Genomic DNA, 23,664 nt, shown 5'->3' with positions numbered 1-23,664 from the left:
CGTTCGGGGGTGCTCGGCTGCGACTTCTTGTGATGATGGCAAAGTGGCACTACCCTGTGGGTGGGCTATCTGCTGATGCTGGGTGGGTACTATGGTTTGAAAGGCAAATCGAAACCGCGCCAGGCCCTGCGCACCTGACGCGGTCTCTTTCCTCGGGGCGAACGCGTCGATCAATGCCCCGAATCCCGCAGCACCTGCTCGACGACTGCGCGCAACGCCCCGCGCACGTCCAGGCCTTGCGCACAGGCCTGGTCGAAGCTTGCCAGCTGGCGCTCGGCGCTGGTGCCTTCACTCAAGATGCGTTCGGCGTGCCTGAACGAGCGCTCGGCATCCACGGTGACGGGAGGCCGCAGCGCCTGTAGCTGCGCCAGCCACCCTGCGGCATTCACCGGTTGCTCGTCGTGCACGCCCAGGAAGGTGCCCTGACGCCCATAACGATAAGCCCGCCAGTAGTTTTCCTGGGTGACCCAACGCAGTTCCCGGGTCATCGGCCGCGTACCCTCGCGGGTGTGCAGCGCCTGTTCGACCAGGTGGCGGAATAGCCCGGCAATGGCCAACCCGTCTTCCAGCCGCGGGCACGCATCGCAGATACGCAGTTCCACCGTTGGGAAGCGCCGTGAAGGTCGCACTGCCCACCAGAAGTTTCCGTCGACGGCCAGCGCGCCGGTGCGTTGCAACAGGGCGCGATAGCGCAGGTAGGCGTTCCAGTCCGCCAGCGGCTCGGGCAACCCCATGTGCGGCCACTCGCCACAGACCACCCGGCGATAGCTCTGGTAGCCCGTGGCCTGGCCACACCACAAGGGCGACGAAGTGCTGAGCACCAGCAACAAGGGCAGCCAGTACATTAGACGGTTGATCAGCTGCATGCGGTCGCAGCTTGCGGGCACACCGACGTGCACATGCAGACCCGACAACAGGCTGCGCTGGGCCACGGCCTGGTAGTCGTCGAACAGCTGGCGGAAATGCGCTGTGCGGCGGGCCTGCTGGCGCCGCCAGGGCGCGTTGGGGTGGCTGGCGGCGCAATACAGGCCCAGCCCCTCCTCGGCCAATGCCTCGTTGAGGCGCAGGCGGTGTTCGGCGAAGAAATGGCGAGCCTGTTGAAGGTTGTCGAACACCGGCGAAACCAGCTCGATCTGGCTGCAGAACATTTCTTCGGCAAAATGCTCGCCCAGCACCTTCTGGCAACAACGGGCCACCGCTTGCGATGGCCTGGCCTGTACCTGACCGCTGGCAAGATCCACCAGCAGGTATTCCTCCTCGATGCCGAACGTGCACGCTGCAGCCATCGTAGGCTCAGCCATTGCGGGTCAGGGTCAGCGCGACTGCCGCGATGCGCTCGACCTGTTGGTAACCGGGTTCGAGCAGCTGTTCGCCAAACACGTCGGGGTCCACTTCCCGGTACACCCAGTTGAAGGCCGAACCCTGCAGGCGCTGGCGCACCGTTTCCAGCAATGCGTCGCGGCCCTCGACAATGGCGACGCCGGTGTACAACAACAAGGTGCCGCCAGCGTCCAGGCGCTGGCACGCCTGCTCCACGATGCGCAATGACAGCTCAGCGCCCAATGTGCCGCCGCCGTGGCGATAGGTACGCTTGCTGGCATCGAGCATGTAGGGCGGATTGGCCACGATCAGGTCGAACGTGCCGGTGATACCGGCCAGCAAGTCACTGGGCTCTACCGACACATTGGCCACCCCGGCCAGCGCCGCATTGATCGCGGTATAGCGCAGGGCCAAGGGGTTGATGTCCACCGCGCTGACCTGCGCATGGGGCGCGGCACGGGCGATCAGCAGCGCCCCGATGCCACTGCCGCAACCGATATCGACCGCGTGCTGTACAGGGTGCAGGCGGTGCTGCAGGTGATCGCGGATGACCTGGGCGAAACGGTAGCTGTCCGGGCCGAAGAACACGGCATCGCTGCTGTCGGTCGGCCATGCCGAATGGGTCAGCAGCAGGTCGTCGAGGCTGGACCAACGCACGGTGCTGCGCAGCAGATTGCCCTCCCCCTGCAGCACGCCGGCCGCCGTCAATTGCTGCAGCTCGTCGGTGCTGATCAATGAAGGCGAAAATGGCCGGCTCCAGCCGAACACGTCGCGCAAGTCATGAGCCTGTTGCGCCTGGGGCCTGGCATTGACCCGCGCCTGGGTGGCCGGCGTCACGCAGGTAAAACGGTAGCCATCGGCGCGCAGGCGCCGGCCCAGTTGCAGCAGGGCCTGGTCAGCCTGGGTTTGCTGTTGGTCGAGCAACATCAGCGTGGCCCTCCCTGCGCAAGCCCCGTGGCGCGGATGTAGTCGCGGGTGGCGCGCAGGCCGTCCGGTTGCGCGTGGCAACCTGCGGACATCCGTGCAATCAATCGATACACATCGGGCGAGCCGTGCGACTTGTCAGCGCCCTCTTCCAGCGCCAGTTCGTTCTCCCACTGCCCTGGCGCCACTCGCCGATACTGCACACCCGGCCACTCGTGGGCGATCCAGTCATGCCAGAGCTGTTTCTCGTAGGCATTGAACACCCCGAACATGGCGGCCACCGGACCATCGATCAGTGCCCAGAAACGGCTGTGCAACGGGTCTTCGCCGCGGCGTACCCAGCCTTGGGCTTCGAGGGCTCGCAGCAAACCCGGCATCCCTCCGGGTTCGGCCAGCCACTGGTTGATGGTGCGGCCTTGCAGGCGGCAACGGTCCGAATGCATGCACTGGCCGTACACCCGCTTGCGCTCAAGCGCTGCCAACAGCTCGGTTTCAAGGTCGAAACCCGCGATCAACGACGGTGTATCGGTGCCCAGGTCATTGAGGCGATAGCCCTGCCTGACACGGCCATAGAAGGCCTGAGCGTCCTCCCCCGCCATCAGCAGGCGCAGGCTTTCCAGGGCGCGTCGGGCATGGCCGCTGGCGGCGTTGTCGATGGTGACATGCAGCTGGAAGTAATGGGCATCGATGCCGAGTTCGGCGAGCTCGTGGGCGGTAATCAACAGGTGCAACGGGGGCTGTTCGTAGCCCAGGTTGTAGCCAATCACCTCGGGCAGGAAGTCTTCGCCATACTGCCCGAGCGCCAGTTGCAACGCACCCTGCAGGTAGCGCGTGGGGTCCAGTGGCAGCAGCTGTGCGCAGCCCAGACGACTCAGCAGGCGTTGATAGATCAACACATGGTTGCAACGTGGGTCGCCGTCGCCGAGTTCTTCGAGAAACGTGCGGATCAACCCGTGAAAGCGTGGGTCGAGCCAGTGGCGCAGGGTGCCATGCAGCCAGGCGCCGTCCACTAGCTTGGTGGGTGCGACCTGCTGCAGAAACCAGAGCGCCTGAGCGCGGTTGGCGAAGTAACGCCGAGGCGCGCCAGCGGCGCGTTGCTGCAGGTAGGCCGTATGCTCGTGGGCCACTTTGGCGGCGTGGGCGTGCGCCCATTGTGCGAGCGCCTCGGGAGTATCGGGCAGGTCGTCGGTCATCACCTCGGTACGGCGCAATTGCCTGGCAAGCCACTCCCGGCCCTCGGCATCCGGGCCTTGCAGCATGGCCTGGTAGCGTGATTGCGGGTCATCATCCGCCAGCTGACTGAGCTGGCGGTGGGTTACAGGGCGCATCACCGTCATACCGGGCACCTCTCGTGGAACTGCATGACCCATTGAAAGCTTGTCGCAGCCACCTTGTGGGAGCCGGCTTGCCGGCGATAGGGCCCGAGCAGACCTATCGACCTGCTATTGCCTGTCCTGGCCTCATCGCCGGCAAGCCGGCTCCCACAGGGGATTTGGGCTGATTTACAGATTTGGAGTAAGACGGTTGCTCCCGGATTCGATCGGCATGGCCCACGGGGGGACCAACGGTGCTCGCGAAAAAAAATAAACCTTTGCGGGTTGGCGCGGCTCAACCGATTGCGACACTGAGGTCGCGCCCCTGAAACGAAGGAGTGAACGATGAGCAATCCATTTCTGAAGCTCGCCGGCGTTACGCTGTTGGTGAGCATGGCTTCCTTCCACGTACAGGCCGCAAGCTCCGATGATTTCGTCGATACCGCCACCGAGGCAGGGATCGCCGAAGTGGTGACCAGCAACCTGGCTCAGGAAAAATCCCAGAGCGCCGACATCAAGCAGTTCGCACAGCAGATGGTCACCGACCACACCAAGGCCAACCAGAAGCTCGGGGATATCGCCCGCAAGCTGGACATCAGCGTGCCCGACGAAGCGGCGCTGACCGACAAGGTCAAGAAGATGATCCTCGAATGGCGTGAAGAGTCGTTCGACAAGTCCTACGTCAACAACCAGGTCGATGCCCACGAGAAGGCGGTGGAGCTGTTCCAGAAAGAGGCCACGTCGTCCGACAAACCTGAGCTGAAGGCATTCGCCAGTGATGCCTTGCCGACGCTGCAACATCACCTCGAGCAGGCCAAAGCCCTGCAGGCCAAGCACGGCAAGTAACCACGACCGGCCAGTTGAAACCCAGGGGCCGCGCGGCGGCCCCGCGTTTATTGTCCCCTGGAAATTCGCGCCTCGATGTGCTGTATGGTTACCTGATCAATGCGGCACTGGCCCGGCCGCTACTTGACCATTAGGGGATTTACCATGCTGCGTGTGTTCGAACGATGGCTCGACCCATTCCCACCCGATGAAGCCCCGCCGCCCCCGGTCGGCCTGCTGCGCTTCCTCTGGGCCTGCACGCGGGGAGCCCGCGGCTACATCCTCGCGCTTGCGCTGTTCAGCGCCGGTGTGTCGATCTACGAAGCCTGGCTGTTCTCCTTCCTCGGCCAGGTCGTCGACCTGCTCTCGACCTGGCAGACAGGTGGCGGGGTGAGCGGCGAAGAAAGCCGCGTGCTGTGGAGTATCGGCCTGGTGCTGCTGGCCAGCATCGCGCTGGTGGCCCTGCGCACCCTGATGCAACACCAGGTATTGGCGATCAACCTGCCGCTGCGCTTGCGCTGGGACTTCCACCGCCTGATGCTGCGCCAAAGCCTGTCGTTCTTTTCCGATGAGTTCTCCGGCCGGGTCACCACCAAGGTGATGCAGACCGCGCTGGCCGTGCGCGAGGTGCTGTTCACGGTCATCGAGATCGTCCCCGGCATTGGCGTGTACTTCATCGCGATCATCGCCCTGGCCGGCGGTTTCGCCCTGAAGCTGATGCTGCCGTTCATTGCCTGGCTCGCGCTGTTCGGCCTGGCCATGCTGTACTTCGTGCCGCGCCTGGGCAAGGTCGGGCAAGAACAGGCCCACGCGCGCTCTTCAATGACCGGGCGCATCTCCGATGCCTACACCAACATCACCACCGTGAAGCTGTTCTCCCACTCCAAGCGCGAGGCGCATTTTGCCCGTGCGGCGATGGAGGATTTCAAACAGACCGGCTTTCGCCAGATGCGCCTGGTCAGCCAGTTCGAGATCGTCAACCAGGCACTGGTGGTCGGCCTGATCCTGGGTGCAGGCGGCTATGCCTTGTGGCTGTGGCACCAGGGTGAGGTGGGCACCGGTGCGGTGGCGGCGATCACTGCCATGGCCTTGCGCATCAATGGCATGTCGCACTGGATCATGTGGCAGATGACCTCGTTGTTCGAGAACATCGGCACCGTGCAGGATGGCATGGCTACCCTGACCCGTGGCCCCAAGGTGCAGGATGCGCCGAACGCCGGGGCTCTGGTGACGTCCGGCGGCGCCGTGAGCTTCGACAATGTCAGTTTCAACTACAACGGTGAGCGCCAGGTGCTCGATGGGCTGAACCTGCACATCCGACCCGGCGAGAAAGTCGGGCTGGTGGGCCGTTCCGGTGCCGGCAAGTCGACGTTGATCAACCTGCTGCTGCGCTTCTACGACGTCGACGGCGGCACCATCCGCATCGACGGGCAGAACGTCGCCAAGGTGACCCAGGACAGCCTGCGCAGTGCCATCGGCATGGTGACCCAGGATACCTCCCTGCTGCACCGCTCCATCCGCGACAACATCGCCTACGGTCGCCCCGAGGCGAGCGATGCGCAAATCCGCAACGCCGCGGTCAATGCCCAGGCCGACGGGTTCATCCAGCAGCTGAGCGACCGCCAGGGCCATAGCGGCTATGACACCCTGGTGGGCGAGCGCGGCATCAAGCTGTCCGGCGGCCAGCGCCAACGCATCGCCATTGCACGGGTGATGCTCAAGAATGCGCCGATCCTGTTGCTGGACGAAGCCACCAGCGCGCTGGACTCGGAAGTCGAAGTGGCCATTCAGGAAAGTCTCGACGAGATGATGCAAGGGAAGACCGTGATCGCCATCGCCCATCGGCTCTCCACCATCGCGGCCATGGACCGGCTGATGGTGATGGATGAAGGGCGCATCATCGAACAAGGCACGCACAGTGAGTTGCTGGCTAGGAACGGCACCTATGCGCGGCTATGGGAGCACCAGAGTGGGGGCTTTCTGGGCGAGGATCAGGGACTGGCTCAGGCAATGGAATAGGCCTGCTCCCACATTTCGTTCATGGCCCTGTCACAAGCTTCGGCCGCGGGGATTGTGTGGGAGCCGGCTTGCCGGCGATCACCGGCGAAGCCGGTGCCATCCAATGATGACGCCTGCATCGCCGGCAAGCCGGCTCCCACGACTTCAGCGGCGCATGTACACCCTTTGTTCTATACGCAAAAGCGCAGCTTACTTCGCCTGGCCACGGTCCAACGCCTCGGCCACGGCATTCACGAACACCGCCTGTTCGTCATACAACGAACTCGGCGTTTCGGCGTTCTTCCAAGTCGACCACTGCACCACCACCAGGTGCTCGGCCGGGTTGATGGCAATGGTCTGGCCGAAGATCCCCAGCGCCCAGAACGTCTGGCCGCTGTTCGCCGTTTGCTTCGGCTCGGCCTTGGCATCCGGCGCGGGCGCGTTGTACCACCACTGGTAGCCGTATTGCCCGTTCGGCGCGGCGGCGGTCACCGAGCCTTTGGCCTGGTTCCAGTGCGTGGAGCGCGCAATCCAGTCATCCGGCAGCAGCTTTTCACCGCTCGGCAACTGGCCGCCGCTCAGCACGAACTGGCCGAAGCGGCCCCAGTCGCGCAGGGTGGCGTTGAAACCGTGGCCGCCCATGTCGACCTTGCCGGGCACCAGCGCGTGCCACACACCGTCCTGCTGCATGCCATAGCGGCTCCAGACCTGCTTCTCCAGGTATTTGGCGAGGGTCTGGCCGGTAGCGTTTTCCAGCACGCGGCCCACCAGCCAGGCGCCGCCGGTGTTGTACGACCAGACCTCGCCAGGCTTGACCCCCGGCTTGCGCTTCACCGAGCGCACCAGGTTGAGCACGCACTGGTACGGGTCGGGCTTGGCTTCGCACTGGGTCATGTGCGAGAAGTCGGAATCCTTCGACGCGTAGTTCTCGTCCCAGACCACCCCGGAGGTGTGCTGCATCAGCTGGTGCAGCGTCACGTCTTCCCAGGCGCTGCCTTTGAGTTCGGGGACGTACTGGGTGATCTTGTCGTCCACCGACTTGATCTTGCCTTCCTTGATGGCCACGCCCACCAGCACGCTGACCACCGACTTGGCCACCGAGCGTGACGTCCACAGCGTTTGCGCGGTGTTGCCTTGCGCATAGTGCTCGTAGGCCACCTTGCCATCCTTGAGCACCAGCAGGCCGGTCACGCTCTGGTTGTGCAGGTAGTCGGCAAGGCCCTGGGGCTTGCCCTCCAGGGTGTAGCGCACATCGGCGAGGGTGTGGTCGGCTGCAGGCAGCGGGTACGGCTTGGCGCCGTGGGTGCTGAAGACGTCACCGCCGTACAGGCGGTAGGTGTTGCGAAAACCTACCACGCGGGTTGCCTGGTCCCAGGTGAGCATGTCCTTGGGGGCGGGCAGCACCTTGTCGAAGGGTTGCGGGCACGTCTGCAGCCCGGGCACGCCGCACGGCCCCCTGGCGTCGTCGGCATGCGCCGCGCCGGTCATGGCGGCCAGCACGGACAGCACGGTGAACGATCGTTTTATTGTTGGTATCGCCAGCATGGGCGGCTCCTCGTAGAGCGTGGAAGTACGCCTTGCGAGTGTCGAGAACTTGCGGGGAGCGGAAAAGCACAATAAATTTTCCGCCGCTATTAAAAAAACTGACAGCTGAGGATGTTCACCCCATGGCGATTGACCGGCTCCCTCCGCTGAATGCCGTGCGCGCCTTCGAGGCAGCAGCGCGTTTGGGCAGTTACGTTGCGGCGGCCCGCGCGTTGCACGTCACCCAGCCGGCGATTGGCCGGCATGTGAAAATCCTCGAAGACTGGCTGGGCGTGCGCCTGCTCGACCGTTCACCACGGGGCGTCAGCCTGACCCAGGACGGTGCCCACTATTACCAGGCGGTGTCCGAGTCGCTGCAGCTGCTGGCAGACGCCGGCATGCGCTGCGGGCGGCGCAGTGCCGAGCGCTGGTTGCGCATCCTGTGTGTGCCGGCGTTCGCTTCGCGCTGGCTGACGCCGCACATCGAGGTACTGCGTGCGCTGCGGCCGGAGCTGAAGATCGCCATCGAACCTAACGCCACCTTCACCAGCGTCGATGCTCGCCAGGCCGACCTGGGCATCGCCTACGGCTTGCCCGGGGAGTTGTCTGGCGTTCGCGAGGTGTTGATCCGCCCCGAAGTGTTTGCCGTGTGCTCCCCGGCCTACCGGGCGCAGTTGCCCGAGCATTTGTCCGTTCGCGACTTGCCCCGCTGCAAGCTGATCCATGTCGACGACGGCAACTGGTGGAGCAGCTGGTTCGCCGCCCAAGGCGTCAGGGTGAGGGCCAAGGCCGATGCATCGCACCTGAGCAACGACATCGTGCTGAACCTGGCGCAGAGCGGGCACGGGATTGCCTTGGCCACCGACGTACTGGTCGGGCGCGAACTGCAGGCGGGGAGCCTGGTGCGCTGTGTGGCGCAGGGCGTGCCGCTGGAGAGCTACCAGGTGCTCGCGCCTTCACAGATGCTAAGTGACGATGCGCTGTGGTTCATCGAGTGGCTGCGGGCAAGCCTGCGCGACACTTACCCCGCAGCCGTGGTGTAAGCACATTCAGCGGCATGGCACGCTGGCTACTCGCGCGAAAGCCGCTTGAGCAATGCCTTGGCCACACCCTCCGACGAAGCAGGGTTCTGCCCTGTTATCAGATGGCCGTCCTCGACTACATAACTCGCCCAGTCTGCAGCCTTGGAATACTCGCCACCTTTGCTTTTGAGCATGTCCTCGACCAGAAACGGCACCACCTGGGTCAGCCCGACGGCGTCTTCCTCGCTGTTGGCGAAACCGGTCACTTTCTTGCCCTTGACCACCGGATGGCCATCCGGTGCATTGACGTGCTTGAACACGCCCGGTGCATGGCAGACTGCGGCGATCGGCTTGTTGGAGGCGTAAAAAGCTTCCAGCAGCGTTTTCGAATCCTGGTCCTCGGCCAGGTCCCACAGCGGCCCATGGCCACCGGGATAGAACACGGCATCGAAGTTGTACGGGTCGATTTCGCTCAGCGGTACCGTGTCGGCCAGCGCCATCTGCCCTTCGCTGTCAGCGCGAAAACGCCGGGTGGCATCGGTCTGTGCGTCGTCCTCGTCGCTCTTCGGGTCCAGGGGTGGCTGGCCGCCCTTGGGCGAGGCCAGGGTGACGTCGGCGTTGGCATCGATGAACACGTAGTAAGGGGCGGCGAACTCTTCCAGCCAAAAGCCGGTTTTCTTGCCGGTATTACCCAACTGATCGTGGGATGTCAGCACCATCAGGATCTTTTTCATCAGCGCCAGTCCTCCAAGTGTGAATGGCAGCGCGTCGTTCGCCCTGCATTACTGTGGGAGGTCGCCGCAGGGCAGACGTTCCCTGCGCCGGCGTGTTTTCAGCCCGATGCCGCCTGGCATGAGGGCGTCGGCCAGCCCTGGTGATTGGCCACCATGAAATCCACGAACACCCGCACCCGCGCCGGCATCGCCGGGCCGCCGACGAACACGGCGTGGATCGGCTCCCGGTCGCCCGGGTTGAAAGCCTCCAGCAGCGGCACCAGTTCGCCGCGTCGCAGCTCATCGGCCACGGTGAAGGTACCGATCCGTGCAATGCCGGCGCCAACCTTGGCCATTTGCGCCAGCGCCTCGCCGCTGCTGCATTCGATATTGCCGGCCACCTTCAGCGAAAAAGCCTGCCCCTCCCGAACAAACGGCCACTCGGACACCGCACGGCGGAAGTTGAAACGCAGGCAGTTATGCCGGGCCAGGTCTTCAGGTTGCAAGGGGGCGCCGCAGCGTTCGAGGTACGCGGGCGAGGCGACGATGACTTCGCCGGTGTCGCCGATGTAGCGAGCACTCAGCGAGCTGTCCGGCAGATGCCCGAAGCGCAAGGCGACATCGGCCTGGCCGCCGAGGATATCGGTGATCTCGTCACTCAGCGTCAGGTCGACCAGCACTTGCGGATACAGGGCGCTGAACGCGGCTACCAGCGGCACCACGGTTTGCCTGCCGTGGCCAAGCGCGGCGCTGACCCTCAGCCGCCCCCGCGGCACGCCCTGGTCGGTGATGGCTTCTTCCACTTCGATCATGTCGGCGAGGATGCGTCGTGCGCCGTGCAGGTAGGCGTCGCCCTCGGCCGTCAGGGTGATCGCACGGGTGGTGCGCAACAGCAGACGGGTGCCCAGGCGCTGCTCGGTGCGGGCGATGATGCGGCTGACGGCGGACGGCGTCAGGCCTAGCGCACGCGCGGCTGCCGACAGGCTGCCTTCGTCCACCACCTTGGCAAATACCTCCATCTCGCCGGATCGCCCGTGGTAGTCCATTTGTGCCTCTTGCGCAAAGGTGGTTGCCAGAAAAGGGATCTAGTGCTTTTAAAGCTCGAATCGTAGCATTCCACGCACAGATTAGGAGTTTTGCCATGCGTATCAACCCACCTCTCGTCGCGCTCTCTGTCGGTGCCTTCGGCATCGGCGTCACCGAGTTCGCACCCATGGGCATGTTGCCCAGTATCGCCGCCGATCTCGGCGTGTCGATCCCTGCCGCTGGGCTGCTGGTCAGCGCCTACGCCATTGGCGTGCTGATCGGCGCGCCGTTGATGACACTGGCCACCGGCAAGATCCCGCGGCGATACCTGCTGATCGGGCTGATGGCGATTTTCACCCTGGGCAACCTGATGTCGGCGCTGGCCACCGACTACCAAAGCCTGCTCATCGCCCGGGTAGTCACTTCGCTCAACCATGGCGCGTTCTTTGGCGTAGGGTCGATTGTCGCGGCCAGCCTGGTGTCACCGGAAAAACGTGCCGGGGCCGTGGCGGCGATGTTCATGGGGCTTACACTGGCCACTATTGGCGGCGTGCCGATGGCTACCTGGTTCGGCGAGCTTATGGGTTGGCGCACTGCGTTCTGGGGCATTGCCGGCCTTGGCTTGCTGACGATGGCAGCGCTGTGGTTTGCCCTGCCCAACCTGAAGCTGCCTGCCAGCGATGGCGCACTGGCCGAGATCCGTGTGCTGGCGCGCGGGCCGGTGCTGTCGGCGCTGGCGCTGACGGTGGTGGGCTCCAGTGCCATGTTCACCGTGTTCACCTATATCGCGCCCATCCTGAACAGCGAAGCCGGGGCCTCGACCACGTTCATCACGGCCATGCTGGTGCTGTTCGGCGTTGGTCTGACCTTGGGTAACGTATGGGGTGGCAAGGCAGCGGACCGCTCGGTTGACCGCACCTTGATCGTCTCGCTGGCAGTGCTGATTGCAGTGTTGCTGGTGTTCCCGCTGGTGCTGGGCTGGCCGCTGCCGACTGCCGTGGCCATCCTGGTCTGGGGCGCCGCCAGCTTCGCCCTGGTGCCGCCGCTGCAGATGCGTGTGATGGAGGCTGCCAAGGACGCGCCGAACCTGGCGTCTGCGGTGAACATTGGTGCGTTCAACCTGGGCAATGCCATCGGGGCGGCGTTGGGTGGAGCGGTGATCAATGCGGGGTTGGGTTATCCGGCGATTTCAGTAGCAGGGGCAGCGATGGCGGGGCTAGGGCTGCTGATGACTGTGGCCTGGCGTGCACGGCCACAACCCCTGGCGAACCCGCTGTCATAGGCCGCCACAAACGGTACTGAGCCAGCAGGGACGGTGTGGGAGCCGGCTTGCCGGCGATGGGCCGCGAAGCGCCCCAACATCCAGATGTCTGCTTTGGGTCCAAACTGACTGAATCGCCCCTGGTTTCATAGACACCTCCAAGCCTCATAATGAGGCCCAAATAGGAGGTGCCATGAGTCGTCAGCGTTACCCCGAAGAATTCAAAATCGAAGCGGTCAAGCAAGTGACCGAGAAAGGCAAGCCTGTCGCTGATGTTGCCCAGCGCCTGGGCATGTCCGTTCACAGCCTCTACGCCTGGATCAAGCTCTACAGCAAACCCCAAGACCAGCGTCAGCAAGACGATGAACTAGGCTTGCGATGCTGTTCTGCGCCGGCGTTTGTAAGCATTGGCGAAAATCAGCAGCGCCCCACCGGCCACGCTCAGCGCCAAGCGCTGTTCCACACTTAAGCTGGTGTGACGATAAAGGAGGCCGCCGCAGCGGGTGCACTCGGCGCTCTGATGACGTTGCAAGGGAATGCGGTGATATACCGCATCGCAGTACTCGCAAATAATGAGTTCGTGTACCTGAGTCATGTTTGGGTCAGTCGTCAGCGCCTCAAAACGGGGCATTTAGCAGGCAATCGACGTCAATAAAGCATACGCTTCGAAGCAAGCCGATGCACATTTCATGACACCTCTTATCGCATCTGGATTTTTCGAATACTCAGTACTGATCAATTCGGTAATAGATTCTGGATTCAGGAGGGGATGATGGAACTCGCCGTTGGCGCATTGCGTGCCAACCCGGAAATTGCTTTATTTTTGGCGATTGCTTCTGGGGTCATGTTGGGGCGCGTGAAGATTGGGACGTTTCACTTGGGCTCCGTCGCTGGTGCCCTGTTAATGGGGTTGCTGATTGGTCAAGTCGGTGTGCAAGTACCCCATGAACTGAAGGCAGTGTTCTTCGCCTTGTTCATCTACGCGGTCGGTTTTAAGAGCGGACCGGAATTCTTCGGCAGTCTGAACCGCGGCACGTTGAGACGTCGTGCTCACCAACCGTCAATTGGCCGGCCGCACCATTCATCAGGTGAAGAAGGCGCTTGTCGGCTCCGAGCGCATGGGGTGCTTCTTGACGGATATCACTCGCCAAGGTCTGCCGTTACCGCTCCTGCCCGAAACAGTGCTGCGTCGAGGCGATGTGATCAGCCTGACGGGACGTGCAACAAGCGTTGATGCATTAGCGGCTCAATTAGGGCGTGAGCGTAAACCGAGCGACCGCACTGATATTGCCATTCACGCCTTGGCCGTGGTGTTTGGCTCGCTGCTCGGTTTGCTCTCGACTCACATCGGAATGATCCCAGTCGAGCTGGGGATTGGCGGCGGAATCCTGCTGACAGGTCTATTGATCGGTTGGTACAACTCGCGACACCCGGAACTAGGTGCCCTACCACCGGCTGCGCAGTGGGCATTCTCCGAATTCGGGCTGACTGCATTTGGCGCAGTGGTAGGACTACTAGCCGGACCTGCGGCGCTAGCGGCCATCCTGGAGCAGGGGCTCGCGCTAGTAGTGGCAGGTGCATTGGTCACACTGATCCCTCCCTTGGTGACGCTCTACTTTGGACGCGACGTTCTGGGCCTTCATCCCATGATCTTGCTCGGAGCCTTGGCGGGAGCTCAGACCGAAGCCGCTTCGATGAACAAAATCATCGAGCAATCTGGAAGCAATACACCTGTGGTGGGGTTTACGGTCTGTTACGCCGTGTCCAATGTGCTTCTAGCTGTCTGCGGGCCGATCATTATAGCGCTTTCGTGATGGCAAAATGCCAAACAACCGATTTAGCTCAAAGGTTCAATCCTTTTTTAGAGTTAACACTTGAAACGCAGAGCTTGTCGTCTAATGTTTAAATTCAATTGAGTAGATTCGCGTCTCATTCATGATTAGCCATGGCATGAAAAGAGAGTACTCACTCGTTTAGTCATTGGGACGTGACTACTTGTTATCGCTGTAAAAATCGTTCGCTGGCAGTTACCTATCCGGCACAGCGCATTCGTTTAAAAGGAGTTTCTGATGTTGATTGCGAAAAGACCGAGCACATACGAAAAAGCAACTGTAAACCCTTCCTCTCTCTGGAAACTGGGTTCGTCATTCCTCCTCGCGAGTGCTATCGCGTTCACCACACAGGCGTGGGCAGCCGAATCGCCAAAACCGGCAACAGATGCCACCAAGGCGGCCAATGACGCATTGCTCAAAGAGCTTCCTTTCAACGACAAGACTTCTTTCGAACTGGCCCACAAAGGCTTTATCGCACCGTTACCCTCGGAGCCGATCAAAGGCCCTAACGGCAACATGATCTGGGACCCGAATAAGTACGGGTTCATCAAGGAAGATGAAGCGGCCCCGGCCAGCACCAACCCCAGCCTGTGGCGCCAGTCGCAGCTGATCAATATTTCCGGTTTGTTCGAAGTGACCGATGGCATCTACCAGGTGCGCAACTACGACCTGTCCAACATGACCATCGTCGAGGGTAAAGAAGGTATCACCATCTTCGACCCGCTGATTTCCAGCGAAACGGCCAAAGCAGCGCTCGATCTGTATTACAAGCACCGGCCGAAAAAGCCCGTAGTCGCCGTGATCTATACCCACAGCCATGTCGACCACTACGGTGGCGTGCGCGGCGTGATCAACGAAGAGGACGTCAAGGCTGGCAAGGTCAAGGTCTACGCGCCCAAGGGCTTCCTCGAACACGCCGTGGCCGAGAACGTGATGGCCGGTACCGCCATGAGCCGGCGTGCAAGCTACATGTACGGCAACCTGCTGCCGCCGAATGATAAAGGCCAGCTCGGTGCGGGCCTGGGGACCACCACCTCGGCCGGCACCGTGACCCTGATCCCGCCGACCGACATCATCGAGAAGACCGGCGAGAAGCACGTGATCGACGGCCTGACCTACGAGTTCCTCTATGCGCCGGGCAGTGAGGCGCCGGCCGAGATGCTCTACTACATCAAGGAGAAAAAGGCCCTGAACACGGCCGAAGACTCCACCCACACCCTGCACAACACCTACTCGCTGCGTGGTGCGAAAATCCGCGAGCCGCTGCCGTGGTCCAAGTACCTCAACGAAGCGCTGAAAATGTGGGGTGACGACGTCCAGGTGATGTACGCCATGCACCACTGGCCGGTCTGGGGCAACAAGGAAGTGAAGGATCAGCTGTCGTCGCAGCGTGACATGTACCGCTACATCAACGACGAAACCCTGCGCCTGGCCAACAAGGGCTACACCATGACCGAGATCGCCGAGCAGGTGAAACTGCCGCCGTCGATCGCCAACCGTTTCTCCAACCGTGGCTACTACGGCTCGCTCAACCACAACGTCAAGGCCACCTACGTACTGCACCTGGGCTGGTTCATCGGCAACCCTGCCACCTTGTGGGAGCTGCCGCCGGATGAGCAGGCCAAGCGCTACGTCGACATGATGGGTGGCGCCGACGCTGTACTGAAAAAGGCCAAGGAGTACTACGACAAGGGTGACTACCGCTGGGTGGCGGAGGTGGTCAACCACGTGGTCTTCGCCGATCCGAACAACCAGGCGGCGAAGAACCTGCAGGCCGACACGTTGGAGCAATTGGGCTACCAGGCCGAGAGCGGCCCATGGCGCAACTTCTACCTGACCGGTGCCCAGGAACTGCGCAATGGCGTGCAGAAACTGCCAACGCCAGACACCGCCAGCCCCGACACCGTCAAGGCGATGGACCTGGACCTGTTCTTCGACTTCCTGGCCATGCGCCTGAAAGGGCCTGAGGTGGGCGACAAGCACATCACCCTCAACCTGGACTTCACTGACCTGAAACAGAAGTACACGCTGGAGATGGTCAACGGTGTACTCAACCACACCGAAGGCATGCAAGCCAAGGACGCCGACGCGACCATCACCCTGACCCGTGACACCTTGAACAACATCATGCTCAAGCAGACCACGCTCAAGGACGCGGTCAGCAAAGGCGACGTGAAGATCAACGGCAACGAGGGCAAGCTCGAAGAGCTGATGAGCTACATGGACACCTTCGACTTCTGGTTCCCGATCGTCACACCTTGATGGCTCACCGGCGTTAGCGGACGTAGGCAAGGCTTTCGACGTAACTCGAAGCCTTGCCTCGTTCGGTAAGTGAGGCTCTAGCCAGCCCTCGCGACTCTTTGGAATTGGAGTGAGCCATGATGAAAAACAAACGAGCCAGCTCAGCGCGTGGTGCGCGATTGCGCGCATGCTATGTGCCGGCAATTGCCCTCGCCACGGCCATCCATGCCAACGCCAGTTGGGCGGGCGGAATTCTCATCTATGAGGCTGGCCAGGAAGGCAATGGGCTGGCAAATGCAGGGTCCGCTGCGCTGGCCAAAGATCCCAGCGTACTGATGAGCAACCCCGCAGGCATTACGCAACTCAAGGGCACGCAGCTCAGTGCCAATGCCCAGGTTATTCTTGGCGACCTGAGTTTCTCTCGTAATAGCAGCAACCAATTCGATGGCAACGAGGGCGGAAACTCTCTTGAGTACCTCCCTGGGGCCAGCCTGTTCGTCAGCCACCAGATCGATGAACGCTCGGCCATCGGCTTCGGTATGTACGGTAACTTTGGCCTGGCACTGGACTATGACGATGACTGGGCCGGTCGCTACTTTACGCAAGAGGCTGCGATCATCGGTGTTTCGTTGCAACCCACGTGGGCCTACAAGTTTACAGATGATCTGTCGATCGGCATCGGCCCGCGGATCATGGTCGGCTATTACCGCACCGAGATGGCGATCAACAATAATTTGTTAGGACTGGCCGACCGCCCAGATGGTCAGTTGGAATACAAGGACACCGATGTGGGTGTCGGTGTGAACCTGGGTGTACTTTATCAAGTCGATCCCAGTACCCGGCTGGGCCTTGCCTACACCAGCAAAGTCAAACTGGAATTCGAGGATAAACCCCACCTGAGCGAGATCAGTAATCCGTTGATAAATGCCGGATTGCGCCGTCTTGATGTGGATTCGCTGGAGCTCGACCTCAACGTGCCGCAAACCGTCACGTTCAGTTTGGCCCATGAACTTGACGATCAGTGGACGCTGCTGGGCAGCCTCGGTTGGCAAGACTGGAGCGATTTTGGAGATGTTGGCGTAGATGTCGATGCTAACGGAGACGGCACGAACCGTACTGTCGATCGCCAATACAAAGACACTTGGCATGCCTCGCTAGGTGCAATGTATCAGGCTACCCCGCAGTGGCGCTGGAGCATGGGCCTGGGTTACGACAGCTCCGCTGTGGATGATGAAGATCGCACCGTCGATAACCCCATGGGTGAAGCCTGGCGCTTCGCTGCTGGGGTCAATTATGCCGTGGATGCTGGACTGGATCTGCACATGGCTTACACCCTAGTTTGGTTGGGCGATATGGACATCGAACAGACAAAGTCACGTTCCGGTACAACCTTGTCCGGCAGCTACGACAACAGCGCACTGCACATCATTGGCGGGGGCGCCACCTGGCGCTTCTGAACACGCGTTTCATCGCTACTCATAAGGAAGGAGACACTGCATGAAAACCAAGGTAATGGCTGCAACGCTGTGCCTGACCACGCTCATGCTGCATGGCTGCGCCAGCAAGTATGTCGAAGCTGATCAGTACTCTGGCTTTCTCAAGGATTACAGTGTGCTGAAGGAGGATAAGTCTCCCTCAGGAGCACCGGTGATGCGATGGATCAAGCCGGGTGTTGACGCCAAGCAGTACTCGAGTATCTATCTGGAGCCAAGCCAGCTCTATCCGAAACCTCAGCCGACAGAGAAAATTCCGCAATCGACGCTGCAAGGAATTACCCAATACTACGACCAGACCCTGAAGAACCATTTTTCACAAGTGTTGCCATTGGCGACCAGCCCAGGGCCAAACGTGCTAGTGGTGCGTCCCGCGATCACTGCTGTCAGTGCCAAGACCAAAAGCTTGCGTCCCTATGAGGTCATCCCAATTGCTCTGGTTGCAGCCGGCATCAGCACCGCCACCGGCATTCGTGACCAGGACACCAGCATCGCGACTGAAGCAGCGTTCATTGATGGTAATAGCAATCAAGTAGTGGCTGAAGTCGTGCGCAAGGGGGCCGGCGCTGAATTGGACAACTCATCACAAGTGATGCAAGCCAAGGATGCCAAGGCGGTATTGGATGGCTGGGCCAAAGACATGGCCGGCGTTCTACAGCAACTCAAGAAATAATCAGAGCTGCCCCGTTAACACTTGAGCGGGGCATTTCAAATTGATTCATTAACGAGGGGCGCGAACTCATGGATAGCCTTCGCGATACTGATTTTTTTAGGATGCGCAAGAAAACAATAGACCGATTTCAGTCGGAAAGTGAAATTGCAATGCCTGATGCACCTAGACTTACCATGCTGGCCGGCGAAAGGTGTCAACGAAATTTCGTCAATATTTTCAAAAGACACGTTCAGGCATTGGCGCTTCCTAGAACCAACCAAAACTTAGCAATACTATATGATCATTTACTTTCGGGAGCTCTTCACCACTTAGCGATGTCTGCGCCTACCGTCGGCCACGCTTTGGTATCGCTCATCCGGTATATGCGCCATTGTGAATATGATATTCGCTTGCGATTGGAGCACCGCCCCGGGCAAGCAGTAATATATTTCGAGACTGCTCAAACAGAATCCTCAATCAAACCTCAAAGCATTGAGTTATGGGTTGCCACAATAGCACTACTCATCGGAGATCTCAGAGCCCCCCCCCTGAAACCGCAGGTTCTAGCCTTCTCGCATACAGCTCCAGGCAGTACTTCAAACTATGATAATTACTTCAGTTGCGCAGTCTTATTTTCTCAAGATCAAAATTATTTAGCCATTCCTGCAGACACGTTAAGCCAAACATGCGTTAAGCATGATGCTAATATGCATGCCATGGTCCGATATTGCCTTGAAACGCAAGAAATTCCGTCTGATGATATTAGCGTGGAAGTCGGAAGACAGATTATCATTCTACTGCCTCAGCAGCGATGCACATTAGAGCAAGTCGCCTTAGCGCTTGATCTTCATCCACGCACTCTGCAGCGCCGGATGTCTCAAGCAGCTTTTGACTTTGAGGAGTGTTTAGACCGTATCCGCCGGAGGCAGGCTGAGCAAATGTTACGCAAAACCAGCCTCACGGTAGGACAGATATCCGGCGAATTGGGATATCGGCGCACCACGTCTTTCTGCCGTGCCCACTTGAGGTGGTTTGAAATGACGCCTCTTGAGCACCGGAGGCAATACGGTGACTCTACGATCAGGGAGATTTAGAGGAAATACTGCCAGTGGTTGCTATAGGGTAAAAAAAGCGGCCTAATCTAGGCCGCGCAAGATTGGAGCAATCGGGAGCTTCATCCCTAGACTAGGTCCGTGGTGTGATTTATGCAAGTGGCCAACTTCGTGAGCTTGAGCTAAACAGGTTAATACCTGTAGGAAATAGGCGGGCTACTGCTGGCGGCCTGCTGACGGAGGAAACACCATGTTTCGTTTTGTGAAAACAACTATCGCAGGCGGATTGCTATTCATTTTTCCACTCGTGGTGCTTTTCATACTCATCGAGAAAGCCATTCATCTCTTGAGAGCGCCAATTGAGAAAATTGCTCCATTTTTGTCTAGTTACACATTTCTCGGCGGCACGGCCATTACGCTGGCAGCTGTCGTTGCTCTAGGGGCCATTTGCTTTTTTGCCGGGTTACTCGCTAAAACCAAAGCTGCGGAAAATACGCTGCACACTCTAGAGGATCGTTTGCTCGGAAATCTTCCTGGCTATCAACTAATTAAAGACGCCGCGTCACGATTTGCAGGATTGGAGAACATCGAAGGGGCCAAAGTAGGCATGATTTCCGAAGGCGAAGGTTTTCGTCTAGGACTGGTCCTTGAGTCGCGCGGAGCATGGGTACTTATTTATTTACCGGACGGCGGACCCGCAGGTGGGACTGCTGGTGAGGTGCGAGCCCTACCGCACGATCAAGTCCGACTCACCGACATTCCATGGCTATCTCTAGTTGCTTGTTTAAGAAGAGGCGGTCGGGGAACCCTAGACTTGATAGTTGAATATGTTGGTGAGCGCGGAGTGACGAAATGACTGTACCAGACTGCCTCCAGCCGCTTTTTGTGGTTTGCGTATAGCTGATAGGGGGCGATAGCTTCCAGTCGTGATTGCACTCAGTACCCGCCAGCAGAGAGAGAGTACATGCAACGAATTCATCTCACGTGCTTGTTCGTCGTGATGGTTGTCGTACAGGCCAGTGGTGCCCATGCCGAAGACTCGGCGGAATTGGCCAAGGCAGCGCTCAACCCTGTAGCGGCCATGTACAGCCTGCCCGTGCAGTACAACTGGGATCAGAAGATGGGGCCCACCGGCGAGGGCATGCACAGCGTGACCAACATCCAGCCAGTACTGCCGTTCAAGTTGAACGAGGACTGGAACCTCATTTCACGTACCATCCTCCCGCTTATCGACCAGCATGGCTTGGCCCCCAATGGCGCGGCGGAGAAATCGGGTGCCGGGGATATCACGCAAAGCTTTTTCTTCTCCCCCAGCAAACCCACCGACAGTGGTTGGATTCTTGGGGCGGGCCCGGCTTTGTTGATTCCAACCGGCAGTGATGAATTGCTTGGTAACGAGCAATGGGGCCTGGGCCCTACCGCAGTGGCGCTCAAGCAATCAAATGGCTGGACCCGCGGCATACTCGCCAACCACATCTGGGGCCTTGATGGTAGCCCGCCGGATGAGAAGGAAAAGGTCAACCAGACCTTCCTGCAACCTTTTCTGTCCTATACCACCGAGACCCACACCACGTACGGCATCAACTCCGAATCAACCTATGATTGGCAAGCACGCGAGTGGTCCGTACCCATCAACCTGACCGTCACCCAACTGCTGAAAATCAATGGCCACCCCCTGACAATCCAGGCAGGCCCGAGGTATTGGCTGGATAGATCTGGAGATGGGCCTCAAGGCTGGGGGTTCCGCGCCGCAGTGACGTTACTGTTTCCCCATTGACTGATATCCGCAGTCACCTGAAGCGTCTCACTTTCTGGAGGAGCGACAATGAGCAACGTGCTGCTGAAGATCAAACATGAATTCATGAAGGCGCTTCCCCCGACCCTATTCTTCTTCATCATTCTGCACATCGTGGCCCTTATCCGCGCCCTCATGATCAAGGGGTCAGGGGTGGACCTTCCCGTTTCGGCATCCGTGCTGATTGCATCCCTGGTGCTTGGAAAGTCTGTTCTGGTGGCAGACATGTTGCCCTTCATCAACCGTTTCCCTGACAAGCCGCTGATATGGAATGTCAGTTGGAAGACCCTCATGTATGCCCTCGTCGCGCTGGTGGTGCATTACCTGGAGCGGCTTTACGACTACTGGAAGGAGGCTCCGAGCTTCATGGACGCGAATTCCCTGCTGTGGTCCTCGATGAATTGGCCGCGCTTCTGGGCCATACAGATCCTGCTCGTGACCCTGATTTTCATGTACTGCGTCATCGCGGAACTGGCACGCGTCATTGGTCGTGATCGACTGAAAGTGATGTTTATTGGTCCATTGCCGCCAAAACCTGCTAAATCTGCGGAAGGTGCCTGAGGACCGCAGGGTGCAAGAGGGATTTTCGGACCATGCTTGAAAGTCCTCGCTGGGTCGTTAGCTGCCGGTCGTGATGGGCGAAACCAATTTTTTCCCCATTCAGTGCATCCAGTACACCCGTTTGCGGGTATTGCTTATGGGCGGCCTGTGGCTGCCCAGCCAAATGACCTGTAAGGAGCACTACCCATGAGCCTCAAACCCTCCGCCTGCCTGCTCGCCTGCAGCCTCGCCCTGGCGCTGCAACCCGCTCACGCCCAATCCGCACTGCCAGATGCGGTCAAGGTTCCCGATGGCCATCGCGTCATGCTTGAGACCGTCGGTGTCGGCGAGATTACTTACGAGTGCCGCGACAAGGCCAACACCCCCGGCCAAACCGAATGGACCTTCGTCGGCCCCAAGGCCGTGCTCAATGACCGTGCCGGCAAACAAGTGGGCGACTACTACGGCCCACCCGCCACCTGGCAGGCCAAGGACGGATCGAAAGTCACCGGCACCCAGCTGGCGGTGGCACCTGCAGATAAGGGCGCGATACCCTATCAACTGGTCAAGGCCAACCCGGCCGAAGGTAAAGGCGCCATGCAGGGAGTCAGCTACATCCAGCGCCTGGCCACACGCGGCGGCGTGGCGCCGGCAAGCGACTGCACGGCGCAGAACAAAGGTACCAGGCAGGTCGTCCAGTACCAGGCCGATTATGTGTTCTGGACAGACAAGTAATGCGCACTTGAGCAGACACCTTGCAATCGTTCATCTACGCTCGTTGGCAAGCCCCCGGCTGGATCGCCGGGGTACCTTGCATGACACAAGGAAGCTGCACACGTTGAACTCGCCTGTCGCCCCGTTCGACTACCACCACTGCCTGGAGGCCTGCTCTCAGGGAGACCGGCACGCCCTGCAGGCGCTTTACGACCACGAAGGTGCGCGCCTGCTGGGCGTTGCCCGGCGTATCGCGCGTGACAACGCCAGCGCAGAAGACATCGTCCACGATGCGTTTATCCGCATCTGGACCCGCGCCGCCAGCTTCGACCCGGCACGCGGCTCGGCGCGCGGCTGGATCTACAGCATCACCCGCCACCTGGCACTGAATTCGATCCGCGATTCGCGCCGTGAAACCGTGCTGGACGAAGCCGAAATGGATACGACGCCCACATTGCACGGGGGATTCGATGACATTGACCTCTGGTCAGGGTCGGCGAAGATCTACCGTTGCCTCGAAAAACTGCAGCCTGCACCGCAGCGTTGCATCCTGCACGCCTATGTGGACGGCTGCAGCCACGCCGAAATCGCCGGGCTGCTGGGGGCGCCATTGGGCACCGTCAAAGCCTGGATCAAGCGCAGCCTAAAGGCATTGCGGGAGTGCCTGGAATGAAGCCGGATACTGCCGAGGAATTGGACAGCCTAGCCGGCGAGTTTGTGCTAGGAACCCTGTCGCCACAGCAACACGCCACAGTGACCGAGCGACTAGGCAGCGATCCGGCTTTGCGCGCCGCCGTGGATACCTGGGAGACACGTTTGCTGGAGCTGACCGCGCTGGCTGCGCCGCAGCCACCGAGCGTCCGCCTGTGGGGCCGTATCCAGCGCAGCCTGAATGAATTGGCCGCACCCGCCGCCCAACAGCGAGTCAAATGGTGGCGACGCCTAGGTCTATGGCAAGGGCTGAGTGCTGCGGGGCTGGCAGCAAGCGCGGTCCTGGCGTTTACATTGCTTACTGCGCCCCCGCCCACCACTCAATTCGTGGTGGTATTGGTGGCGCCGAGCAGCCAGACCGCCGGCTGGGTGGTGCAGACCAGCGACAGCCGCATGATCGAGCTGATCCCGCTTGGCCAGGATGTTGTCCCTGAAGGCATGGCCCTTCAGTTCTGGACCAAGGGCGAACAGTGGCGCGCACCGGTTTCACTGGGCCTGGTCAAGCCCGGAGAGCCCTATCGTGTTCCGCTACAGAGCCTGCCACCGCTAGAGGCCAACCAGTTGTTCGAGCTGACATTGGAGAAATCCGGCGGTTCGCCTACCGGGCTGCCGACGGGGCCGGTGAAGTTCATTGGCCGCGCGGTAAAAGTGATTTGACCCAAAAGGTCTACAACCACTGACCGCTATGGGCCGATGGAGCTCATCCAC

20 protein-coding genes and 3 pseudogenes are annotated in these 23,664 nt (G+C 60.3%); 16 read left to right on the top strand and 7 right to left on the bottom strand.

Features of this window, described 5'->3' with window-relative positions; genetic code table 11:
* Positions 1-170 precede the first annotated feature (170 nt).
* Genes ACIPZB_RS08420 through ACIPZB_RS08410 form a run of 3 tightly spaced genes read right to left on the bottom strand, consistent with a single transcriptional unit; the run spans position 171 to position 3,581 of the window.
* Positions 171-1,286: a carboxylate-amine ligase gene (locus tag ACIPZB_RS08420; protein WP_400639804.1), complete on the bottom strand. Its 1,116-nt coding sequence runs from the start codon at positions 1,284-1,286 to the stop codon at positions 171-173.
* 7 nt (positions 1,287-1,293) lie between these two features.
* Positions 1,294-2,247 carry a methyltransferase gene (locus ACIPZB_RS08415; RefSeq protein ID WP_400639803.1) on the bottom strand — a complete coding sequence of 318 codons (954 nt, stop codon included), beginning with the start codon at positions 2,245-2,247 and terminating at the stop codon, positions 1,294-1,296.
* Positions 2,247-3,581: an iron-containing redox enzyme family protein gene (locus ACIPZB_RS08410; protein WP_400639802.1), complete on the bottom strand. Its 1,335-nt coding sequence runs from the start codon at positions 3,579-3,581 to the stop codon at positions 2,247-2,249. Before ACIPZB_RS08410 ends, ACIPZB_RS08415 begins: the two co-directional genes overlap by 1 nt.
* A 321-nt stretch (positions 3,582-3,902) precedes the next feature.
* Here ACIPZB_RS08410 and ACIPZB_RS08405 point away from each other — a divergent pair, with 321 nt between their 5' ends.
* The gene (locus ACIPZB_RS08405) at positions 3,903-4,403 is read left to right on the top strand and encodes a DUF4142 domain-containing protein (RefSeq protein WP_400639801.1); all 501 of its coding nucleotides are present in this window, start codon (positions 3,903-3,905) and stop codon (positions 4,401-4,403) included.
* Between the two features lie 144 nt (positions 4,404-4,547).
* The gene (locus tag ACIPZB_RS08400) at positions 4,548-6,401 is read left to right on the top strand and encodes an ABC transporter ATP-binding protein (protein ID WP_400639800.1); all 1,854 of its coding nucleotides are present in this window, start codon (positions 4,548-4,550) and stop codon (positions 6,399-6,401) included.
* A gap of 189 nt (positions 6,402-6,590) precedes the next feature.
* Here ACIPZB_RS08400 and ACIPZB_RS08395 read toward each other — a convergent pair whose 3' ends face one another.
* The gene (locus tag ACIPZB_RS08395; protein ID WP_400639799.1) at positions 6,591-7,925 is read right to left on the bottom strand and encodes a serine hydrolase domain-containing protein; all 1,335 of its coding nucleotides are present in this window, start codon (positions 7,923-7,925) and stop codon (positions 6,591-6,593) included.
* A 122-nt stretch (positions 7,926-8,047) separates the two neighbouring features.
* Here ACIPZB_RS08395 and ACIPZB_RS08390 point away from each other — a divergent pair, with 122 nt between their 5' ends.
* Complete coding sequence (locus ACIPZB_RS08390; RefSeq protein WP_400639798.1) at positions 8,048-8,947, top strand: LysR substrate-binding domain-containing protein; 900 nt, start codon at positions 8,048-8,050, stop codon at positions 8,945-8,947.
* Between the two features lie 26 nt (positions 8,948-8,973).
* On the opposite strand, the gene ACIPZB_RS08385 is transcribed toward ACIPZB_RS08390, so the two are convergent.
* Positions 8,974-9,660 carry a type 1 glutamine amidotransferase domain-containing protein gene (locus ACIPZB_RS08385; RefSeq protein ID WP_400639797.1) on the bottom strand — a complete coding sequence of 229 codons (687 nt, stop codon included), beginning with the start codon at positions 9,658-9,660 and terminating at the stop codon, positions 8,974-8,976.
* Positions 9,661-9,758: 98 nt separating this feature from the next.
* Positions 9,759-10,685, bottom strand: a complete 927-nt coding sequence (locus tag ACIPZB_RS08380; RefSeq protein ID WP_400639796.1) for a LysR family transcriptional regulator — start codon at positions 10,683-10,685, stop codon at positions 9,759-9,761.
* Between the two features lie 95 nt (positions 10,686-10,780).
* Between ACIPZB_RS08380 and ACIPZB_RS08375 the strand changes: the two genes are divergently transcribed.
* Together ACIPZB_RS08375 and ACIPZB_RS08370 are read left to right on the top strand one after the other, a co-directional pair.
* Complete coding sequence (locus tag ACIPZB_RS08375; protein WP_400639795.1) at positions 10,781-11,947, top strand: MFS transporter; 1,167 nt, start codon at positions 10,781-10,783, stop codon at positions 11,945-11,947.
* Between the two features lie 172 nt (positions 11,948-12,119).
* A pseudogene (locus ACIPZB_RS08370) lies at positions 12,120-12,293 on the top strand (transposase); the annotation flags it as partial.
* 33 nt (positions 12,294-12,326) lie between these two features.
* Here ACIPZB_RS08370 and ACIPZB_RS08365 read toward each other — a convergent pair.
* Positions 12,327-12,521: pseudogene (locus tag ACIPZB_RS08365) on the bottom strand (paraquat-inducible protein A); the annotation flags it as partial.
* Positions 12,522-12,695: 174 nt separating this feature from the next.
* Between ACIPZB_RS08365 and ACIPZB_RS08360 the strand changes: the two are divergent.
* The 11 genes and pseudogenes from ACIPZB_RS08360 to ACIPZB_RS08310 all read left to right on the top strand — a co-directional run bounded on the left by ACIPZB_RS08360 (position 12,696) and on the right by ACIPZB_RS08310 (position 23,613).
* A pseudogene (locus ACIPZB_RS08360) lies at positions 12,696-13,740 on the top strand (hypothetical protein).
* Between the two features lie 429 nt (positions 13,741-14,169).
* Complete coding sequence (locus ACIPZB_RS08355) at positions 14,170-16,020, top strand: alkyl/aryl-sulfatase (RefSeq protein ID WP_400639794.1); 1,851 nt, start codon at positions 14,170-14,172, stop codon at positions 16,018-16,020.
* A 119-nt stretch (positions 16,021-16,139) separates the two neighbouring features.
* Positions 16,140-17,456, top strand: a complete 1,317-nt coding sequence (locus ACIPZB_RS08350; protein ID WP_400640127.1) for an OmpP1/FadL family transporter — start codon at positions 16,140-16,142, stop codon at positions 17,454-17,456.
* A gap of 40 nt (positions 17,457-17,496) precedes the next feature.
* Entirely contained in the window at positions 17,497-18,165 is a 669-nt protein-coding gene (locus ACIPZB_RS08345; RefSeq protein WP_400639793.1) for a DUF3313 domain-containing protein, read from the top strand.
* A gap of 68 nt (positions 18,166-18,233) precedes the next feature.
* Positions 18,234-19,238 carry an AraC family transcriptional regulator ligand-binding domain-containing protein gene (locus ACIPZB_RS08340; RefSeq protein ID WP_400639792.1) on the top strand — a complete coding sequence of 335 codons (1,005 nt, stop codon included), beginning with the start codon at positions 18,234-18,236 and terminating at the stop codon, positions 19,236-19,238.
* 208 nt (positions 19,239-19,446) lie between these two features.
* The gene (locus ACIPZB_RS08335) at positions 19,447-20,052 is read left to right on the top strand and encodes a hypothetical protein (RefSeq protein WP_400639791.1); all 606 of its coding nucleotides are present in this window, start codon (positions 19,447-19,449) and stop codon (positions 20,050-20,052) included.
* 108 nt (positions 20,053-20,160) lie between these two features.
* A complete protein-coding gene (locus ACIPZB_RS08330) occupies positions 20,161-20,973 on the top strand; it encodes a transporter (RefSeq protein ID WP_400639790.1) in 813 nt (270 codons plus the stop codon).
* Positions 20,974-21,021: 48 nt separating this feature from the next.
* Entirely contained in the window at positions 21,022-21,552 is a 531-nt protein-coding gene (locus ACIPZB_RS08325; protein WP_400639789.1) for a hypothetical protein, read from the top strand.
* A 186-nt stretch (positions 21,553-21,738) separates the two neighbouring features.
* Positions 21,739-22,266, top strand: a complete 528-nt coding sequence (locus ACIPZB_RS08320) for a DUF3455 domain-containing protein (protein ID WP_400639788.1) — start codon at positions 21,739-21,741, stop codon at positions 22,264-22,266.
* A 103-nt stretch (positions 22,267-22,369) separates the two neighbouring features.
* Positions 22,370-22,918, top strand: a complete 549-nt coding sequence (locus tag ACIPZB_RS08315) for a sigma-70 family RNA polymerase sigma factor (RefSeq protein ID WP_400639787.1) — start codon at positions 22,370-22,372, stop codon at positions 22,916-22,918.
* The gene (locus ACIPZB_RS08310; RefSeq protein ID WP_400639786.1) at positions 22,915-23,613 is read left to right on the top strand and encodes an anti-sigma factor domain-containing protein; all 699 of its coding nucleotides are present in this window, start codon (positions 22,915-22,917) and stop codon (positions 23,611-23,613) included. The genes ACIPZB_RS08315 and ACIPZB_RS08310 overlap by 4 nt, the downstream gene beginning before the upstream one ends.
* Positions 23,614-23,664: the final 51 nt, after the last annotated feature.

Origin of the sequence: Pseudomonas sp. NPDC089396 (assembly GCF_044749545.1) — a bacterium.
Taxonomy (GTDB): Bacteria; Pseudomonadota; Gammaproteobacteria; order Pseudomonadales; family Pseudomonadaceae; genus Aquipseudomonas.
This window is presented reverse-complemented; position numbering and strand designations above follow the sequence as displayed.

Bases quoted from the DNA above. Each gene is read 5' to 3' on its own strand.
- ACIPZB_RS08345 (WP_400639793.1), top strand. From the start codon at position 17,497: ATGAAAACCAAGGTAATGGCTGCAACGCTGTGCCTGACCACGCTCATG.
- ACIPZB_RS08310 (WP_400639786.1), top strand. From the start codon at position 22,915: ATGAAGCCGGATACTGCCGAGGAATTGGACAGCCTAGCCGGCGAGTTT.
- ACIPZB_RS08340 (WP_400639792.1), top strand. From the start codon at position 18,234: ATGGATAGCCTTCGCGATACTGATTTTTTTAGGATGCGCAAGAAAACA.
- ACIPZB_RS08380 (WP_400639796.1), bottom strand. From the start codon at position 10,685: ATGGACTACCACGGGCGATCCGGCGAGATGGAGGTATTTGCCAAGGTG.
- ACIPZB_RS08320 (WP_400639788.1), top strand. From the start codon at position 21,739: ATGAGCCTCAAACCCTCCGCCTGCCTGCTCGCCTGCAGCCTCGCCCTG.
- ACIPZB_RS08375 (WP_400639795.1), top strand. From the start codon at position 10,781: ATGCGTATCAACCCACCTCTCGTCGCGCTCTCTGTCGGTGCCTTCGGC.
- ACIPZB_RS08400 (WP_400639800.1), top strand. From the start codon at position 4,548: ATGCTGCGTGTGTTCGAACGATGGCTCGACCCATTCCCACCCGATGAA.
- ACIPZB_RS08395 (WP_400639799.1), bottom strand. From the start codon at position 7,925: ATGCTGGCGATACCAACAATAAAACGATCGTTCACCGTGCTGTCCGTG.
- ACIPZB_RS08350 (WP_400640127.1), top strand. From the start codon at position 16,140: ATGAAAAACAAACGAGCCAGCTCAGCGCGTGGTGCGCGATTGCGCGCA.
- ACIPZB_RS08330 (WP_400639790.1), top strand. From the start codon at position 20,161: ATGCAACGAATTCATCTCACGTGCTTGTTCGTCGTGATGGTTGTCGTA.
- ACIPZB_RS08420 (WP_400639804.1), bottom strand. From the start codon at position 1,286: ATGGCTGCAGCGTGCACGTTCGGCATCGAGGAGGAATACCTGCTGGTG.
- ACIPZB_RS08385 (WP_400639797.1), bottom strand. From the start codon at position 9,660: ATGAAAAAGATCCTGATGGTGCTGACATCCCACGATCAGTTGGGTAAT.
- ACIPZB_RS08335 (WP_400639791.1), top strand. From the start codon at position 19,447: ATGTTTCGTTTTGTGAAAACAACTATCGCAGGCGGATTGCTATTCATT.
- ACIPZB_RS08415 (WP_400639803.1), bottom strand. From the start codon at position 2,247: ATGTTGCTCGACCAACAGCAAACCCAGGCTGACCAGGCCCTGCTGCAA.
- ACIPZB_RS08410 (WP_400639802.1), bottom strand. From the start codon at position 3,581: ATGACGGTGATGCGCCCTGTAACCCACCGCCAGCTCAGTCAGCTGGCG.
- ACIPZB_RS08405 (WP_400639801.1), top strand. From the start codon at position 3,903: ATGAGCAATCCATTTCTGAAGCTCGCCGGCGTTACGCTGTTGGTGAGC.
- ACIPZB_RS08325 (WP_400639789.1), top strand. From the start codon at position 21,022: ATGAGCAACGTGCTGCTGAAGATCAAACATGAATTCATGAAGGCGCTT.
- ACIPZB_RS08390 (WP_400639798.1), top strand. From the start codon at position 8,048: ATGGCGATTGACCGGCTCCCTCCGCTGAATGCCGTGCGCGCCTTCGAG.